The organism is Achromobacter kerstersii (assembly GCF_902859595.1).
GTDB lineage: Bacteria > Pseudomonadota > Gammaproteobacteria > Burkholderiales > Burkholderiaceae_B > Achromobacter > Achromobacter kerstersii.
The window spans coordinates 139,500-157,266 of the sequence record NZ_CADIJQ010000007.1 but is presented as its reverse complement, the minus strand read 5'-3'; the positions used below and the strand labels follow the sequence as shown (position 1 = coordinate 157,266).

Sequence of the window (17,767 nt, the reverse complement as noted above, 5' to 3'; positions counted from 1 at the left end):
AATAGCAATCAGTTATTAGATTAGCAGAAACCCGAATTCCTATAATTGCGAAAATCCGAGATCCCTCCACCGTTTTTTACCACTCGCCCCGCGCCATGTCCGCCCCTCTTTGCAGCCTGACCTTGCACCTGCCCGACGAAGCCGCCACGGAATCGCTGGCGCGCGAGCTTGCCCCTTTGGTTTCCGGGGGACAGACCGGCCCGGCCGGTGCCTGCATCCACCTTCAAGGCGACCTTGGCGCAGGCAAAACGGCGTTCACACGGGCGTTGTTGCGCGAATGCGGCATCACCGGCCGAATCAAAAGTCCTAGCTACGCGCTGCTTGAATCCTATAAAATTTCTAACTTATACTTCTATCATCTTGATTTTTATAGATTTAGTGATTCGCGCGAATGGTTGGACGCAGGATTTCGGGATTTACTGCGTGAAGACGCGGTGGTTTTGATCGAATGGCCGGAGCGGGCCGAGGGCCTTTTGCCCCCTCCCGACCTGCTGATTTCCCTGGCTTATGCCGATGAGGGACGCAACGCCACCCTGACCGCGTACACCGCTCGAGGACAAACATGGTTGAACGCGATTGTCCCCCCGCCCAAGACGGCGCCCTTCCCTCGGCAGGCGCCACCCGGCGCCGCCTGATCAGCGTAGCTGCCACTCTGCTCGTCCTGCCGGTTCTGCCGCGTCTGGCGCAGGCGGCTACCATCCTGGCCGTGCGTACCTGGCCGGCCGACGAATACACCCGGGTCACGCTGGAGCTCGACAGCGAGCTCAAAGCGGAACAGTTCACGCTTGAAAACCCCCACCGGCTGGTGGTGGATATCGAAGGCCTGACCATCAGCGCCGCGCTGAACGACCTGGTTTCCAAAGTCCGCCCGGACGACCCCTATATCCAAAGCCTGCGCGTGGCGCAGAACCGCCCGAACGTGGTGCGGCTGGTGTTCGACCTGAAGCAGCCCGTGGCGCCGCAGGTGTTTACGCTCAAGCCCGTGGCCGATTACCAGTACCGACTGGTGCTGGACTTGTATCCCAAGATCGCCCAAGACCCGCTCATTGCGATTTTGAACAAGAGCGGCCCCGATGTGGACGACCCGCTCGCCCGCATTCTGGAAGACATCCAGCGCAACCCGGTCACCCGCGCCGATCCGCCGGAGCCGCCGCGCGTACGCGGCCAGCAGCCGGCGCCGCCCCTGCCCACGGCCCCCAAGCCTCCCCCCGCCACCGCCGGCCGCGGCAAGCAGCGCATGCTCACCATCGCGCTGGACCCCGGCCATGGCGGTGAAGACCCGGGCGCCATCGGCAGCAGCGGCCTGCGTGAAAAAGACGTGGTGCTGCGCATCGCCCGGCGCCTGAAGGCGCTGATCGACAGCCAGCCCTATATGCGCGCCTACCTGACGCGCGACGACGATTACTTCGTGCCGTTGCATGTGCGCGTGCAAAAGGCGCGGCGGGTGCATGCCGACCTGTTCATCTCGATTCACGCGGATGCCTGGGTCAAGCCGTCGGCCAATGGCTCGTCGGTGTTCGCGTTGTCGCAGCGCGGCGCCACCAGCGCGCAGGCCCGCTGGATGGCCGACAAGGAAAACGCGGCCGACTTGATCGGCGGCGTCAACCTGGGCAGCCACGACCGCCAGGTCGCCAAAGTGCTGCTGGACTTGTCCACCACCGCGCAGATCAACGATTCGCTGAAGGTCGGTAACGCCTTCCTGGACGAGATCAAGAAGATCAACCGCCTGCACAAGAACAGCGTCGAACAGGCGGGCTTTGCCGTGCTGAAGGCGCCGGATATTCCGTCCGTGCTGGTCGAAACCGCCTTCATCAGCAACCCGCAGGAAGAAGCCCTGCTGCGCAGCAATTCGCACCAGGACAAGCTGGCCCAAGCCATGATGACCGGCATCCAGCGTTACTTCACCGCCAACCCGCCGCTGGCGCGGTTGGGCGACGTCAGCTGATCACGCTGACGTAAAAAAGGGGCAATGCGCCGTCAAGCGCATCGCCCCTTTTTTTGTTCTGGCGACTGACTGGCAACCCACAGTGTCCGTGGGAGAAAATGCAGTCTGATTGCTGAGTAAATTGCAGTCTGACTACATTTTTAATTGCAGTCAGACTGCATTTTCGATCGTGAATGTTTACGCGCGCCGAGACTTGATCAGCTTGAACACGCCGGCACCCACGACCGGCACGATGGCGGCGGCCAGACCCAGCAGCACAATGGTGTTCAGGTGTTCGCGCACCAACGGGATGTTGCCGAAGAAATAACCGGCTGCCACCAGGCTGACCACCCAGAACAGCGCGCCCAGAATGTTGAACAGCTGAAAGCGCGACATCGGCATGTCGGCCACGCCCGCGACAAAGGGCGCGAACGTGCGGACGACGGGAATGAAACGCGACATCACGATCGTCTTGCCGCCGTGCTTTTCATAGAACGCATGCGTGCGCATCAGCGCGCCGCGGTCCAGGAAGCGCAGGTTCATCGAGAACACGCGTGGCCCGATGTAGCGCCCGATCATGTAGTTCAGCGTGTTGCCAGTGATGGCGGCCACAATCAGCAGCACGGCCATCAAGACCGGATCAATATGGCCCGTGGCGCCGAACGCGCCCGCGATGAACAACAGCGAATCGCCCGGCAGGAAGGGCAGCACGACCAGGCCCGTCTCGGCGAAAACAATCAGGAACAGCACCAGGTACACCCACACGCCGTATTGCGCGACCCAGACGCCCAGCGTCTTGTCGATGTGGAGCACCATATTGAAAAATTCAAGCATTCAGCAGCCCGGAAGGATCGGAGGAAGGAAATTTCCCAGCGACTATAGCCCACCCGCCCATGACGCTAAAATCGTCCACATAGCCCCACCAGACTTGAGCCTAATGACCGAACGCCGTTCCATTCTTGCGCTTCCCGACCTGCTCATCAGCCAGATTGCCGCTGGCGAAGTGATTGAGCGCCCCGCCTCCGTGCTCAAGGAAATCCTTGAAAACGCGATTGACGCGGGCGGTCGCGCCATCGAAGTGCGCCTGGAAGGCGGCGGCATCCGGCGGATTGCCGTCACCGACGACGGCGGCGGCATTCCCCCTGAAGAACTGCCGCTGGCGCTGGCCCGCCACGCCACCAGCAAGATCCGCTCGCTGAACGAACTGGAGTCGGTGGCGTCGATGGGGTTTCGCGGCGAAGCGCTGGCCTCCATTGCGTCGGTCGCCCAGGTCACCATCATTTCGCGCACCCGCGACGGCGAACACGCCTGGCAAATCGACGCCGGCAGCATGCAGGTCAGCCCGGCATCCGGCCCGCCGGGCACCACCGTGGATGTGCGCCAGTTGTTTGACGCCGTGCCCGCACGCCGCAAGTTCCTGCGATCCGAAGCCACCGAGTTCGGCCATTGCGTTGACGCCATGGAGCGCATTGCGCTGGCGCACCCCCAGATTGCGTTCCGGCTGTTCCACCATGACCGCGCGCAGCGCCAATGGCTGCCCGCCGAGCCCCCGCAGCGCATCCGCGACGTGCTGGGCGCGGAATTCGCCGAACATGGCCTGTTGCTGTCGCATGCGGTTGGCACGGTCAGCCTGGCCGGCATGATCACCCGCCCCACCGCCGCCCGCGCCCGCGCCGACCGCCAATACCTGTACGTAAACGGCCGCTATGTGCGCGACCGCACCGTCAGCCATGCGCTGCGCGCGGCCTATGCCGACGTCCTGCACGGTGACCGTCAGCCCGCCTACGTACTGTTCCTGGACATTGACCCCGCCGCCGTGGACGTGAACGTGCACCCGGCCAAACATGAAGTCCGTTTCCGCGACAGCGGCGCGGTGCACCGGTTTGTGTCGCACGCCGTTGGCCAGACGCTGGCGCAGACGGGCGGTTCGTCCGCGGTCACGCCCCCCGGCGCTTCCGCCGCACAGAACGAGTCGGAAGACGGCGGCTTTGAAACCGTGGCGCGTCCTGCTGAAAGCGGGTCTGCGAACGCTGCCCCGGTCCCGCCGTATCGCGCTCCTGACAGTACTTCGCAAAGCGCGCCGGTCAACACGGCGGCCCCGGCGCCCGCTGCGGACTCGCCTCGCCCCGGCTACACCGGCGGCAACACATCCAACGCCACGTATGGCCTGCGCCCGTCGCCCACCCCGCAACGCGCCCACACGCAGGTGCCGTTCCGGCTGCACGCAGAACCCGCCGGCATTCCCGCCGCGGATTGGCAATCGTTGTACCGCCCGCTTGGCGACGACACGGCCGCCAAGGTCACGCCGGTCAGCGAACCCCGCGCGGCCGCCACGCTGCCCGCCGATGAGGAACATCCGCTGGGCATGGCGTTGGCGCAGTTGCACGGCATCTACATCCTGGCGCAGAACCGCCGGGGCATGGTGCTGGTGGACATGCACGCGGCGCACGAGCGCGTCGTCTATGAACAGCTGAAGCAGGCGCTGGACGCCCGCAGCCTGCCACGCCAAGACCTGTTGGTGCCAGTCGTGTTCCACGCCCAGGAAAAGGACGTGGCCATCGTGGAAGAATTCGACGAACAACTCAGCGATCTGGGTTTCGAGATGCGCCCGTCAGGCCCCACGTCGATCGCCGTGCGTTCCGTGCCCGCCATCCTGGCCCGTGGAGACATCGAGACGCTGGCCCGCGCCGTGCTGCGCGATCTGGGCGCCGTGGGGGTGTCGCGCTTGCTGACGGAGCAACGCAACGAACTGCTGTCCACCATGGCCTGCCACGGTTCCGTGCGCGCCAACCGCAAGCTGACCATTGAAGAAATGAACGGGCTGCTGCGGCAGATGGAAACCACCGAGCGCGCCGATCAATGCAATCATGGCCGCCCGACCTGGGTGCAGTGGTCGGTGTCCGACCTGGACAAGCTCTTTCTGCGCGGACAATAAGTTTGCCGTCTTCCCTTACCCCCGCAACCGAAACGCCGCTGGTCATTTGCCTGGCTGGCCCCACCGCCGCAGGCAAGAGCGCGTCCACGTTGGCGCTGGCCGAGCGCTGGCCAATGGAAATCGTCAACGTCGATTCCGCCACGATCTATCGCGGCATGGACATCGGCACCGCCAAGCCGTCGCCCGAAGAACAGGCACGCGTGCCGCAGCATCTGCTGGACATCCTGGACCCGGCGCAGTCGTATTCCGCCGCCGAGTTCCGCGCCGATGCGCTGCGCCTGATCGACGAGATCCGTGCGCGTGGCCGCATCCCGCTGCTGGCGGGCGGCACGATGATGTACTACAAAGCGCTGCGCGACGGGCTGGACGACCTGCCTCAGGCCGATCCCGCCTTGCGCGCCGAGCTTGAAGCCCGAGCCGCCGTCCACGGCTGGCCGGCGCTGCATGCCGAACTGGCAGTGCTGGACCCCATCACCGCCGCACGCCTGGCGCCCAACGACAGCCAGCGCATTCAGCGTGCGTTGGAGATCTGCCAATTGTCGGGCCAGCCCATGTCGGCGCTGCTGCAACGCGGCGAGCGCAAGCCGGACGACGACGCCAATCAATACCTGACGATCAGCCTCGAACCGTCCGAGCGCAGCGCGCTGCACGCACGCATCGAACAGCGCTTTGACGCCATGCTGGCGGGCGGCCTGCTGGATGAAGTCCGGGGCTTGCACGCGCGCCCCGATCTGCATCCCGGCCTGCCATCCGTGCGCTGCGTGGGCTACCGGCAAATGTGGGCGCATCTGGATGGCGAGATCGATCTGGCCACCGCGCGCGAACAGGGCATTGCCGCCACGCGCCAACTGGCCAAGCGCCAGATCACGTGGCTGCGCGCCCAGCCCGAGCGCGTCATCGTGGATTGCCTGGCGCCCGACGCCGTGGCGCAGACGATCGATGCGGTGGCGATGGCGCTGGCCGGCAAGGCTTAAGGCGTTTTCTCCACGTCGCCCATCCCAAAAAACAAAAACCCGCCATCGGCGGGTTTTTTCATGCAAGGTCAAAGACCAGAACGCGGTTTACACCACGAAGGTCTGCGCCATGCCTTCCGTCTGCTCGACGATTTCGCCGATCTTGTTGACGGTTTCGCCTTGCTCGCGCAGCGTGGCGGCGATGGCGTCGGCCTGGGCCGCGTCCACCACCAGCACCATGCCGATGCCGCAGTTGAAGACGCGGTGCATTTCGGTGTCTTCGACGCCGCCCTGCTCTTGCAGCCATTGGAACAGCTTGGGCATTTCCCAGCCGTCACGGTGCAGCTTGGCCGACAGGCCGGCTTGCAGAATGCGCGGCACGTTGTCCAGCAGACCGCCGCCGGTGATGTGGGCCAGGCCCTTGATGTCGGTGCCGTGCTTGGCCAGCGCGGCCAGCACTTGCTTCACGTAGATGCGCGTGGGCGCCATCACGACGTCAACCAGCGGCTGGCCGTGGAAGTCGTCGGTGGGCTTGGCGTCGGCGCGTTCGATGATCTTGCGCACCAGCGAAAAACCGTTGGAATGCACGCCGCTGGAGGCCAGGCCCAGCACCACGTCGCCCGGCTTGATGGACTTGCCGTCGATGATGGCGGACTTTTCCACCGCGCCCACCGCAAAGCCAGCCAGGTCGTATTCGCCGTCCGGGTACATGCCCGGCATTTCAGCGGTTTCGCCGCCGATCAGCGCGCAGCCCGACAATTCGCAGCCCTTGGCAATGCCGCCCACCACCGACGCCGCCGTGTCCACCGAGAGCTTGCCGCAGGCGAAGTAGTCCAGGAAGAACAGGGGTTCAGCGCCCTGCACCAGGATGTCGTTGACGCTCATGGCGACCAAGTCGATACCCACGGTGTCGTGGCGGTTCCACTCGAAGGCCAGGCGCAGCTTGGTGCCCACGCCGTCGGTGCCCGAGACCAGCACGGGCTCGTTGTACTTCTTCGGCACTTCGAACAAGGCGCCAAAGCCGCCGATACCGGCCAGCACCCCGGGGCGCATGGTGCGCGCGGCGAGGGGTTTGATACGGTCGACCAGGGCGTCGCCTGCGTCGATGTCGACACCGGCATCGCGGTAGGTCAAGGGGGCTTTAGGTTGATTCGTCATGAGAAATGCCGTGGGGTATGTAACAATTGCTGGGAATTTGGTGGAACGCCCTGCATTTTACGATGTTGCGGCGTTGAGCAGGGATCGAACCGGCCGCGCGTGGGGATTGCGGCAGGGGCCGGTCTGACCGGCCAGGGGGCAAAAAAGGGCGCAAACCCAAGCCAGGCAAAGCCCTTGGGCGCGACACCATCCCCCCAGGTGGTTTAAAGTGTCGGGTTGGCCGGTATGGATTTTGCCAGTTTCTGGCGGATAGCGCCTGGAAAGGGCTTGCCCCGGCCCCTTGCTTCACCGTTTTTTGGCTTTTCCGGCAACACCGGCATGTCCTGCGCCGCTGCGCGCCCCCGCGATGCAATTGTCGTGCCGGGCCGTGTTTGTGCCGGGCTGCGGCAGTACCGAACCAGCCTGATTGATAACCTCTCATGAACCGCCAGCTGCTGCTCGACGTTCTTCCCGCGCCAGCGCCATCGCTGAACAACTACATCGCCGGCCCCAACGGGGAAGCGCTGGCAGCGGTGCGCGCGCTCAATCCGGGCCGCGCCCTGTATATCTGGGGCGCAGCCGGTTGTGGCCGCACGCATCTGCTGCGCGCGCTGACCGCCCGCCCCGACGCCGTCTTCATCGACCCCGCCAAGGGTGAAACGATGCTGCGCCGCCTGGCCGAGGCCGATTCCAAATCGCCCATGCCCAAGTTCGTGGCCGTGGACGATGTGCACCGCATGGACGACACCCGTCAGGCCGCGTTGTTCGCGCTGTACAACCGCTGGCGCGAATCCGCCGCCACCGGCCGCGCCTTTGCGCTGGCCTTGGCGGGCGACCGCGCCCCGCTGTCGATGCCGCTGCGCGAAGACCTGCGCACCCGCCTGGGCTGGGACCTGGTGTTCCGCCTGGACCCGCTGTCGGATGCCGACAAGCTCGCCGCGCTATCCGCGCAGGCCGCCGAACGCGGCATGCATCTGGCGCCTGAAATCATCAACTGGATGTTGATTCACCACGAACGCGACATCCGCAAACTGGCCGCGCTGATCGACGCGCTTGACCGCTATTCCCTGGCCACCGGCCGTCCCATCACCTTGCCTTTGTTGCGGGCCATGCTCGCAGACCCTGATTCACAACGCACATGACCTCCCGACGTCTCGCCCTGTTCGACCTGGATCACACCCTGTTGCCGCTGGATAGCGACTACCAATGGGCCGACTATCTGGCACGCACGGGCCGTGCGGGAGACCCGGACGAAGCCCGCCGTCAGAACGACGACCTGATGGACCGCTACAACCGCGGCGAACTCACCGCCGAACAGGCCGCCGAGTTCATGCTGGGGTTGCTGGCGGCGCATTCTCCTTATGACCTGGCGGACTGGCACGAAGAATTCATGCGTGAAGTCATCCGCCCGTCCATCACCGCCGACGCCCGCGCGTTGGTGCAATCCCACCTGGATGCTGGCGACCTGTGCGCCATCGTCACGGCGACCAACAGCTTCGTCACCGCCCCCATCGCCCGCGCCTTTGGCGTGCCGCACCTGGTGGCTACCGACGCCGAATACCTGAACGGCCGCTACACCGGCCGCATCCTGGGCACGCCCAGTTTCAAGGAAGGCAAGGTGGTGCGCGTGAACGATTGGCTGTCCGCGATGCGCCTGGGGCTTGCGGATTTCTCCGAATCGTTTTTCTATAGCGATTCGGTCAATGATGTACCGCTGCTCGAAAAGGTGACCCGTCCGATCGCCGCCAACCCCAGCCCGACCCTGCGCAATATCGCTCAGGAACGTGGCTGGCAAGTGATCGACTTGTTCGACCACATGGAAGACTCGAAGTCCTAAATGATCACTGACACCATAAAAAAATTCGTCGGCCGCTTGTTCGCGCCGGCGCCCCGGGGGCCGTTGCGCATCGAGCGCGACAAGCACGGCATCGACCGCCGTAACGTTTCGCGCCACGCCATCAAGGTCTGCGAAGTGCTGCGCCAGCACGGCTATGACGCCTTTATCGTTGGCGGCGCCGTTCGCGACCTGATCGTGGGGCTGGAACCCAAGGACTTCGACGTGGCCACCAACGCCACGCCCGAACAGATCCGCCCGCTGTTTCGCCGCGCCCGCATCATCGGCCGCCGCTTCCAGCTGGTGCACGTGGTGTTCGGCCAGGAAATCATCGAAACGTCCACCTTCCGCGCGCCCGCCTCGGAAGAGCAGGAAACCGACGAGCACGGCCGCATCCTGCGCGACAACGTATTCGGTTCGCAGGAAGAAGACGCCAAGCGCCGCGACTTCACGATGAACGCGCTGTACTACGACCCGCACAACGAGGAAGTCATCGACTACCACAATGGCGTGGCCGACTTGAAAAAGCGCCAGGTCCGCATCATTGGCGACCCGGTCAAGCGTTACCGCGAAGACCCGGTCCGCATGCTGCGCGCCGTGCGTTTTGCCGCGAAGCTCAATGGCACGATCGACCCGGCCACGCGCCAGCCGATCAGCACCATGGCCGAGCTCATTGAAAACGTGCCGGCATCCCGCCTGTTCGACGAAATGCTGAAGCTGCTGACCTGCGGCCACGCTATGGATTGCCTGCGCCAGTTGCGCGCAGACGGCCTGCACAACGGGCTCTTGCCGTTGCTGGATGTGGTGCTGGAACAACCGGGCGGCGAGCACTTCGTTGAACTCGCGCTGGAACGCACCGACGCCCGCGTGCGCGCCGGCAAGACCATCAGCCCCAGCTTCCTGTTTGCCGCCCTGCTGTGGCAGCAGGTGGACGTGCGCTGGAAGCAGCTGCGCGCCCAGGGCGAGCACACCATTCCCGCGCTGTCGCAAGCGGCGGATTCCGTGCTGGACGAACAGACCGAGAAGCTCGCCATCCAGCGCCGCTTCTCGTCCGACATGCGCGAAATCTGGTTCATGCAGCCGCGTTTCGAACGCCGCATGGGCAAGACGATTTTCCGCATGATCGAGCAGCCGCGCTTTCGCGCCGCCTGCGATTTCCTGCAACTGCGCGCCGCGGCCGGCGAGTTCGACAGCGTGCTGGCGCAATGGTGGATGGACTTGGCTAACGCCGATGACGTCACCCGCGCCGACATGATCGAAGAAGTCTCGCGCCTGCCGCGTGAAGCCGGTGATGCGGGTGGCGGTGGTGGCGCAGGCCCGTCCACGTCGTCAGGCCCGCGCAAGCGCCGCCGTCCGCGCCGTTCGCCGTCGCGCGGCCCGTCCAGCGCCGAGTAACACCGTGCCGCCTGCCATGGTCCGCGCGTATATCGGCCTGGGCGCCAACCTGGGTGATGGCGCGGCCACGCTGCGCCACGTGCTGGCCGAGCTGCAAGCCACGGACGGCATCGCCGCCGTGACGGCATCGCCGTTCTACCGCAGCGCCCCCGTGGAGGCCACCGGCCCCGACTTCGTCAATGCCGTGGCGGCGCTGGATACGCACTTGCCGCCTTTGGCCTTGCTGGACGCGCTGCAAGCGCTGGAAAACCAGCACGGCCGGCAGCGTCCTTATAAGAACGCGCCTCGCACGCTGGACCTGGATCTATTGCTGTACGGAGATAGGTCGATGGATCACGAACGCCTGATCGTGCCGCATCCGCGCATGCATCAACGGGCGTTTGTGTTGCTGCCGCTACGGGATATTGCGCCGGAAATCAGCGTCATGGGACGGCCGGTTTCGGCGTGGATTGCAGAGATCAAAGATCAGGCGATTGAGCGAATTGCGGTTTGAGGGGCGCGGGCCGGAATGGGCTTGCAGCATCCTAGAATGGGTAGCGTTTCGCAGGATGCGTGAAGCGCGGCACCGTCTGGACCAAGCATCCCGCACGTTCAAGCATCCCGCACGCTCAAGCCCCCCGCACGCTCAAGCATCCCTCATACCCTCACGCGCAACCCATCACACCACCGCAGCGCTACCCCTTCGGCGCAAACGCCATCATCGCCCGTTCCACATCTTCCACCTTCGGCAGCCCGGCTTCATTGCCCAGATGCTGAATCTTGTGCGCCGATGCCGCGCGCGCGAAGGTGAAGTGTTCCGCCCAGGGTTGATCCGGGCGGTTCAGGTAAGACCACACATAGGCGCCGTGGAACACGTCACCCGCCCCCGACGTATCCACAATGCGATGACCCGGCACGTCCAGCGACGGCAGGATATCGACGTGGCCCGTTTCGTCGTACCACAGCATGCCGCGCTCGCCCATCGTGACGGCGCCGATGCGGCAGCCGCGGGCCTTGAGCAGATCCAGCAAGCTTTCGGGCGTCAGGTCCAGCTGTTCGCACATGCGTTCGGCGCAGACGGCGACGTCGATGTAGCGCAGCAGCTCGTCAGTGTTCTCGCGCACGCCGCCGCCATCCAGTGACGTCAGCACCCCCGCCTGCCGGCAAGCGCGCGCATAGTGCAGCGCGGCGTCGGGCTGGTGGCCATCCAGATGCAGGGCGCGGTAGCCGCTGATATCCAGCCGCGGGAATTCATTCAGGTAGTCCACATCGCGCGCGCGAACAATCGCGCGCTTGCCGTGGTTGGGCATGATGAACGACAGCGACGACCGCCGCACATGACGCGCGTGCAGCGTCACGCCGTGCGCCGCCGCCATGTCGGAGTACATATGGCCCAGCCAGTCGGGCGCCAATGAACAGATCAGATCGGGCGGCGACCCCAGCCGTCCGCACGCAAACGCCGCCGTGACGGCGTTGCCGCCAAAGGACACGGCGTAGTCACGCGCCACGCTTTTTTCGTCGCCGGTGGGCCAGGTGTCAGCCAGCACGGTGACGTCGATATAGGTATGCCCGATAAACAGCGCGTCGCTCATGCGGGGGCCTGCTCGCCCGCTTGGGCCAGCACCAATCGGGCGCGCGCGATGACGGGCGCATCGACCATCTTGCCTTCCAGCATGAAGGTGCCGGCCGCCGTCTCGCGATGCGCGGCAACGACGCGGCGCGCCCAGTCGAGTTCTTCCCGCGCAGGCACGAAGGCCGCGTGGATCACCGGAACCTGCGCTGGGTGGATGCACAGCATGCCGCCAAACCCCATCTGCTGGGCGCGGCCGGCCGCCTGCGCCAGCCCGGCCACGTCTTGCACGCCGGGAAACACGCCGTCCAGCGCGGGCGCAAGGCCCGCCGAACGGCTATGCAGCAAGACTTGCACCCGCGCATGGTCCAGCACCGTATCGGCGCCGGGCGTGTCGGGCGTCAGGCCCATGTCCAAGCCGTAGTCCAGGCTGCCGAACGCCAGCCGCGCCACGCCGGGCGTGGAGGCGACCTCGGCGGCGTTGAGCAGGCCGCGCGCGGTTTCAATAATGGGGATGACCCGCAAACCCGTCTGCGCCACATGCCGCACCTGGGCCAGGCTTTCGGCTTTGGGCAACAAGATGCCGGCCACGCCGGGCCGGCCACGGCACGCTTTCAAGTCGTCGTCGTGCCAGGAGGTTGATGCGTCGTTGATGCGCACCCACAAACGGGCCTCGCGATGCGTCCCCAGGAAGTCGCACAGCGATTCCCGGGCGGACGCCTTGGCCAGATGTTCGACGGCGTCTTCGAGATCGACGATGACGGTGTCGGCGCCAGCGGCCAGCGCTTTAGGGATGCGCTCGGCGCGCGAGGCCGGCACGAACAGGGCGCTACGAACGACGGGATGGGTCACACGACCTCCGAATCATGGAACTGCGCCACTTGTTCTGGCGCGTATCCCAGCGATGCTAGCACCGCATCCGTGTTTTGGCCCACGGCAGGCACGGCGGCCATACGCGGCGTAAAGGCGTTGCTGCTGGCGGGCGGCAGCAGCGCGGGCAGCACGCCGGCGGGGCTGTCCACCTGGCTCCAGCGGGCGCGCGCCTGCAACTGCGGGTGCGCCCAGACGCCTGCCATGTCGTTGACGCGGGCGTTGGCGATTTGCGCATCTTCCAGCCGTTGCGTGACCTGGTCGATGGACAAGTCGGCAAACGCCGCCACGATCAGATCGCGCAAGGCGTCGCGGTTGGCGGTGCGCTGCGAGTTCGAGATGAAGCGCGGGTCTTCGGCAAGCGAGGCCTGGCGTAGCACCTGGGCGCAGAACACGCGCCATTCGCGTTCGTTCTGCAGGCCCAGCATGATGGTCGAGCCGTCGCCCACCGGGAACGGGCCGTAGGGGTAGATGGAGGCGTGCGCCGCGCCTGCGCGCACCGGGGGCTTTGCGCCTTCGAACGCGTAGTACATGGGAAAACCCATCCACTCGACCATGCTTTCCAGCATGGATACGTCCAGCCGGCTGCCCAGCCCAGTTTTCTGGCGCAGCAGCAGCGCGTTCAGAATGGCCGAATACGCATACATGCCCGCCGCGATATCGGCGATGGAACACCCGGCCTTGACCGGGTCGTCCTGCGTGCCGGTGACCGACAGAAAGCCGCTTTCGCTCTGGATGAGCAGGTCGTAGGCCTTCTTGTCCTGATACGGGCCGCCTTCGCCATAGCCCGAGATATCACACACGATCAGGCGCGGGAATTTCTTGTGCAGGGCGTCAAACGACAGGCCCAGCCGGGCCGCCGCGCCCGGCGCCAGGTTTTGCACCAGCACGTCGGCCGATTCCAGCAGACGGTCCATGATGCCGCCGGCCTCGTCGCGCTTCAGGTCCAGTGTCAGGCTTTCCTTGGACCGGTTGGTCCAGACGAAGTGCGACGACAAGCCGCGCACGCGCTCGTCGTAGCCGCGCGCGAAATCGCCGCTGCCGGGGCGTTCGATCTTGATGACGCGGGCGCCCATATCCGCCAGCTGGCGGGTGCAGAACGGCGCGGCGATGGCGTGTTCCAGGCTGACGACGGTGATGCCGTCCAAGGGGCGGGATGCCTGTGTGCTCATTCGGTAAACCTCAGTTCAGCTTGGTGGGCCAGCGTGCCGTCCTGCTCGGCCCACAGCTGGGCCAGGCCCGGCTCGGTCAAGCGGCCGGCTACCTGGAAGGGCGTGGGCGAAATCAGCGGGCGCAGGCCACGGTAGGCCAGATGCGTCAGGCGCGCCTTGGGATGGGCGCGCGCAAAGGCGGCGACCATTTCCGTGGCGATCAACGGGCCATGCACAACCAGGCCGGGATAGCCCTCGGTGCCCGTCACGTAGGGGTGGTCGTAATGAATGCGATGGCCGTTGAAGGTCACCGCGGAATAACGGAACAGCAGAATGGAAGACGGGTTGACGGTGTCGCGCCATTGCGCCTCGGGGGCCGGTTCACTGCCTGCGAGCTTGGGCGGCGACGGCTGGCGGTACACGATGTCCTGCTCTTCCTGGATGACGATTTCGCCCGCCTGGTGGTATTCGTGGCGCACGGTGACAAACAGCAAGGCGCCCGTGCGGCCCGTTTTTTCCTTGACGTCGGCAACGGTGGACACGCGCTCGGCCGGCACACCCACCTTCAGCGGCTGGCGGAACTCAACCCGGCCGCCCGCCCACATGCGGTTGCGGTCCTGGGCGGGCGGCAGGAAACCGCCGCGCGAGGGGTGCCCATCTGTCCCCAAGCCATCCATGCCCACCGTGCTGATGAAAAACGCCCATTGCCACAGCGGCGGCAAGGCTTCCCCCTGCGCGGGCGCGGCCCCGCCCAGGGTGGCGGCGATACGCGCGGCATGGCCGGGGTCCATGGCGTCCGCCTTGCGTTCGCCGCTGCCGATCCAGGCTGCCGGATCTGTAGAAGTCATGCCATATCCTTTGGTGGGGTTTTCTCAAGGATGAAGAATGCCCGCAAGCCGTCCCCGTTGTGAATTCGTTTTTCCTCAAGGCGGGGTTTGCGGCGCCTGAATCGACAGCCCACGCCCAGTCCCGGCGCCGCGCGCCGTAAACTACACCCCATGCACTTCGACCTTGCCGACCTTCGCCTGTTCATCCACATCGCCGAATCCCCCAGCCTGACCCAGGCGGCCAAGCGGGCGCATCTGTCCCTGGCCGCGGTCAGCGTGCGGATCAAGGCGCTGGAGAACCAGCTCAATTCCCGACTGCTGTACCGCGACAGCCGCGGCGTGGAAATCACGCCCGCCGGCCAGAAGCTGCTGCAGCATGCCCGCGTGATCATGCGCCAGGTCGACCACCTGAAGCATGACTTCCAGGAGCAATCAGATGGCGACGCCGGGCATATCCGGATCTTCGCCAACACCACGGCCGTGACCGAATTCATGCCGGACATCCTGGCGCAATTCCTGGCGGGCCACCCGGGCGTGACGGTGGACTTGCAGGAACGCCTGACACGCGACATCGTGCGCGGCGTGCTGGACGGCACAACCGACCTGGGCATCGTGGCAGGCCCCGTGGACGCGCCCGAACTGCAAGCCATCCACTTCAGCACCGACCGGCTGGTGCTGGTCGTGCCCAATGGCCACCCGCTGCAAGACCAGGACAAGGTCAAGCTGATCGACGCGGTGCGCTACCCGTTCATCACCATGCACGAAGGCTCAACGCTCGTCGCCTTCCTGCGAGACCAGCTGGAACGCAACGGCCAGCGCCTGCCGCAGCGCATCCAGCTCTATAGCTTCGATTCCATCTGCCGGATGGTGCAGGCGGGCGTGGGCGTAGGCGTCATTCCGGATTCCGCTGCCCGCCGTTACGGCGCCGACACCAAGTTGCGAGTGGTGGAACTGGATGAACCCTGGGTGGTACGCGAACGCAAGCTGCTGGTGCGCGACATTGACGCCCTGCCCGGCTGCGCGCGCGAACTCATCGAACAGATCCAGGTTCCGCACGCGCCGTGATGCACGGTGGGTTGGGTGATGTCCGGCATCACGTCCGGGCTCACTTCCCGCTGAAGGCCGGCGGCCGTTTTTCGGCAAACGCGCGCATGCCCTCCAGGTAATCGTCGGTGTAGCCCAGCTCGCGCTGCAAGCGGCATTCCATATCGAACTGCTGCGCCAGCGTGTTGCCGCTGGACGCATGCAGCGCGGCTTTCGTCGCGGCGTAAGCCCGCGTTGGCCCCGCCGCCAGGGTTGCCGTCACATCAGACAGTGTGGCGGCAAGCGCGTCGTCAGGCACCACGCGCCAGATCAGGCCCCAGGATTCCGCTTGCGTGGCGGTCACTGCTTCGCCAAACAGCGCCGCGCCCATCGCGCGGGCCGACCCCACCAGACGCGGCAGGAACCACGTGCCGCCCGCATCCGGCAGCAAGCCGATCTTGCTGAAGGCCTGAATGAAGCGCGCGGACTGCACGGCAAATACAACATCGCAAGCCAGCACCAGACTCGCGCCCGCACCCGCCGCGACGCCATTCATCACGCACACCACCGGCACCGGCAAGGCGCGCAGTCGTGTGATCAAGGGCCGATAACATGCCTCAAGAATCTGGCTCAGGTCGCGCCGCGAACCATCTTCGGCAGGTTTGCGTTCGCTTAAGTCCTGGCCAGCGCAAAAGCCACGGCCGGCGCCGGTGATGACCAGGCCGCGCAAGTCCGCATCGGCTTCCATGACATCCAACGCGCGCGCCAACTCGGCGTGCATGACTTCAGTGAAGCTGTTCAGGCGGTCAGGCCGGTTCAGCGTGATGACGCCGACGCCACGGTCCAGCGTGAATTGAATCTGGGTGTAGTCGCCGGGGTTGCCGACGTTGTTGCCCACTTTGTTGTCGGCTTTGTTGCCGGCTTTGTTGTCAACCGCTGCCGCGTGGGAAGGTTGTGCGCTCATGCCCATTCCTTTTCAGTGGCGGATTTCTTTTCAGTAGCGGATTTCTTTTCAGTAGCGGATTTCTTTTCAGTGGCGGATTCCTTTGCAGCGGCCAGTTGCTCAAGCACCGCCAGCTGTTCGGCGGTGTCGCCCAACAGTTGATCGATCACCGTCAGCCGCTTGAAGTAGTCGCCCACATCCAGCTCGTCCGTCATGCCCATGCCGCCATGCAGCTGCACCGCCATCTGCGCCACAAGACGCCCGGCGCGCGCCGCTTCCAGCTTGGCCGACGCAATCATGCGGCGGCGCTCCGCCACGTCCGGCTCGGTCAACGCCGCCACTGCCACATAGGCCATGGACAGGGCCAGTTCCTTCGCCACCAACATCTCGGCCAAACGATGCTGCAACGCCTGGAACGTCGCCAGCGGCTGGCCGAACTGCTTGCGCGTTTTGAGATAGTCGACGGTGATTTCCAACAGGCGGTCCATCGCGCCCGCCGCATGCGCGCACAATGCCGCCGTGCCCCATTGCAACGCCTGCGCCAGCGCCTGATCGGCAGCCGGCCCTTCCGCCAGCAAGGCATCCGCAGGCAAGCCGACCGCATCCATATCCAGCCGCGCACAGCGCGCGCCGTCCAACGTGGGCGTGTCGGTGACGCGTACGCCCGCCGAATCTGCGGGCACAGCCAGCAACAGCGTCTGGCCGTCTGCGCCCTTCGCGCTGACCAGCCACGCCGTGGCGGCGGCGCCATGCCACACCAGATGTTTGACGCCGTCCACGCGCCAGCCCTCAGCCGTTTTGGCGGCGCGGCAATCTTGCGGGTCGGTGTCGTAGCGCCGGCCGGGTTCCTGATACGCCACGCTGACGATGGACTCGCCCGACGCAATGCCGGGCAACCAGCGCGTGCGCACCGCGTCATCGCAGGCATCCAGCAAGGCTGCGCCCATCACGGCGCTGGGGATGACCGGCTCGGACACCAGCCCGCGCCCCAGCTCCACGTGCACCGGCAGCAGGCTGGCCGGCACTTCGCCAAAGCCGCAAAAATCCTGCGAAATGGTCAGGCCCAGCACGCCAAGTTCCGCCAGCGCGCCCCATGCCTTGGGGTCAAGCCGGCCAGCCGCCTGACGGGCGCGGCGCTGGGGATAGGTCCATGCCTGGTCCACCAGGCGGCGCAGGCTGTCGGCCAGCATGCGCTGTTCTTCGGTATAGATGAAATCCATGCGTCT

17 protein-coding genes are annotated in these 17,767 nt (G+C 65.5%); 9 read left to right on the top strand and 8 right to left on the bottom strand.

Annotated elements, in window-relative coordinates; all coding sequences use genetic code 11:
* Positions 1–95 precede the first annotated feature (95 nt).
* Positions 96–635: a tRNA (adenosine(37)-N6)-threonylcarbamoyltransferase complex ATPase subunit type 1 TsaE gene (gene tsaE / locus HV765_RS20390; protein WP_082386885.1), complete on the top strand. Its 540-nt coding sequence runs from the start codon at positions 96–98 to the stop codon at positions 633–635.
* On the top strand, positions 563–1,945 hold the full coding sequence (locus HV765_RS20385) for an N-acetylmuramoyl-L-alanine amidase (protein WP_054420591.1): 1,383 nt from the start codon (positions 563–565) through the stop codon (positions 1,943–1,945). Before tsaE ends, HV765_RS20385 begins: the two co-directional genes overlap by 73 nt.
* A 177-nt stretch (positions 1,946–2,122) precedes the next feature.
* Here HV765_RS20385 and HV765_RS20380 read toward each other — a convergent pair whose 3' ends face one another.
* A complete protein-coding gene (locus HV765_RS20380) occupies positions 2,123–2,758 on the bottom strand; it encodes a VTT domain-containing protein (RefSeq protein ID WP_156336307.1) in 636 nt (211 codons plus the stop codon).
* 103 nt (positions 2,759–2,861) lie between these two features.
* On the opposite strand from HV765_RS20380, the gene mutL reads away from it, so the two are divergent.
* Together mutL and miaA are read left to right on the top strand one after the other, a co-directional pair.
* Positions 2,862–4,859: a DNA mismatch repair endonuclease MutL gene (gene mutL, locus HV765_RS20375; RefSeq protein ID WP_054420590.1), complete on the top strand. Its 1,998-nt coding sequence runs from the start codon at positions 2,862–2,864 to the stop codon at positions 4,857–4,859.
* Positions 4,860–4,861: 2 nt separating this feature from the next.
* On the top strand, positions 4,862–5,833 hold the full coding sequence (gene miaA / locus HV765_RS20370) for a tRNA (adenosine(37)-N6)-dimethylallyltransferase MiaA (protein WP_175170773.1): 972 nt from the start codon (positions 4,862–4,864) through the stop codon (positions 5,831–5,833).
* An 87-nt stretch (positions 5,834–5,920) separates the two neighbouring features.
* Here the strand turns inward: miaA and purM are convergent, their stop codons facing one another.
* Positions 5,921–6,970, bottom strand: a complete 1,050-nt coding sequence (gene purM, locus HV765_RS20365) for a phosphoribosylformylglycinamidine cyclo-ligase (RefSeq protein ID WP_175170772.1) — start codon at positions 6,968–6,970, stop codon at positions 5,921–5,923.
* 419 nt (positions 6,971–7,389) lie between these two features.
* On the opposite strand from purM, the gene hda reads away from it, so the two are divergent.
* From hda to HV765_RS20345, 4 genes are read left to right on the top strand one after another with little or no spacing between them, the layout of a single operon-like run.
* Positions 7,390–8,091 (top strand): DnaA regulatory inactivator Hda, encoded by a 702-nt coding sequence (hda, locus tag HV765_RS20360; RefSeq protein WP_054420587.1) that lies wholly within the window; start codon positions 7,390–7,392, stop codon positions 8,089–8,091.
* On the top strand, positions 8,088–8,786 hold the full coding sequence (locus HV765_RS20355) for an HAD family hydrolase (protein ID WP_054420586.1): 699 nt from the start codon (positions 8,088–8,090) through the stop codon (positions 8,784–8,786). Before hda ends, HV765_RS20355 begins: the two co-directional genes overlap by 4 nt.
* Positions 8,787–10,178: a polynucleotide adenylyltransferase PcnB gene (gene pcnB, locus HV765_RS20350; protein WP_175170771.1), complete on the top strand. Its 1,392-nt coding sequence runs from the start codon at positions 8,787–8,789 to the stop codon at positions 10,176–10,178.
* Between the two features lie 16 nt (positions 10,179–10,194).
* Positions 10,195–10,671 carry a 2-amino-4-hydroxy-6-hydroxymethyldihydropteridine diphosphokinase gene (locus HV765_RS20345; protein WP_175170770.1) on the top strand — a complete coding sequence of 159 codons (477 nt, stop codon included), beginning with the start codon at positions 10,195–10,197 and terminating at the stop codon, positions 10,669–10,671.
* Between the two features lie 181 nt (positions 10,672–10,852).
* Here HV765_RS20345 and HV765_RS20340 read toward each other — a convergent pair whose 3' ends face one another.
* Genes HV765_RS20340 through HV765_RS20325 form a run of 4 tightly spaced genes read right to left on the bottom strand, consistent with a single transcriptional unit; the run spans position 10,853 to position 14,596 of the window.
* Complete coding sequence (locus tag HV765_RS20340; protein WP_175170769.1) at positions 10,853–11,749, bottom strand: sugar kinase; 897 nt, start codon at positions 11,747–11,749, stop codon at positions 10,853–10,855.
* A complete protein-coding gene (locus tag HV765_RS20335) occupies positions 11,746–12,579 on the bottom strand; it encodes an HpcH/HpaI aldolase/citrate lyase family protein (RefSeq protein WP_175170768.1) in 834 nt (277 codons plus the stop codon). Before HV765_RS20335 ends, HV765_RS20340 begins: the two co-directional genes overlap by 4 nt.
* Positions 12,576–13,769, bottom strand: a complete 1,194-nt coding sequence (locus HV765_RS20330; RefSeq protein ID WP_054420581.1) for a CaiB/BaiF CoA transferase family protein — start codon at positions 13,767–13,769, stop codon at positions 12,576–12,578. Before HV765_RS20330 ends, HV765_RS20335 begins: the two co-directional genes overlap by 4 nt.
* Positions 13,766–14,596 (bottom strand): HTD2 family dehydratase, encoded by an 831-nt coding sequence (locus tag HV765_RS20325; protein ID WP_175170767.1) that lies wholly within the window; start codon positions 14,594–14,596, stop codon positions 13,766–13,768. Before HV765_RS20325 ends, HV765_RS20330 begins: the two co-directional genes overlap by 4 nt.
* A gap of 150 nt (positions 14,597–14,746) precedes the next feature.
* Here HV765_RS20325 and HV765_RS20320 point away from each other — a divergent pair, with 150 nt between their 5' ends.
* Positions 14,747–15,640 (top strand): LysR substrate-binding domain-containing protein, encoded by an 894-nt coding sequence (locus HV765_RS20320; protein ID WP_054420579.1) that lies wholly within the window; start codon positions 14,747–14,749, stop codon positions 15,638–15,640.
* A gap of 40 nt (positions 15,641–15,680) precedes the next feature.
* Here the strand turns inward: HV765_RS20320 and paaG are convergent, their stop codons facing one another.
* Both paaG and HV765_RS20310 read right to left on the bottom strand, forming a co-directional pair.
* Positions 15,681–16,562, bottom strand: a complete 882-nt coding sequence (gene paaG / locus HV765_RS20315; RefSeq protein ID WP_254600654.1) for a 2-(1,2-epoxy-1,2-dihydrophenyl)acetyl-CoA isomerase PaaG — start codon at positions 16,560–16,562, stop codon at positions 15,681–15,683.
* A complete protein-coding gene (locus HV765_RS20310; protein WP_175170766.1) occupies positions 16,559–17,761 on the bottom strand; it encodes an acyl-CoA dehydrogenase family protein in 1,203 nt (400 codons plus the stop codon). The genes paaG and HV765_RS20310 overlap by 4 nt, the downstream gene beginning before the upstream one ends.
* Between the last annotated feature and the right edge of the window lie 6 nt (positions 17,762–17,767).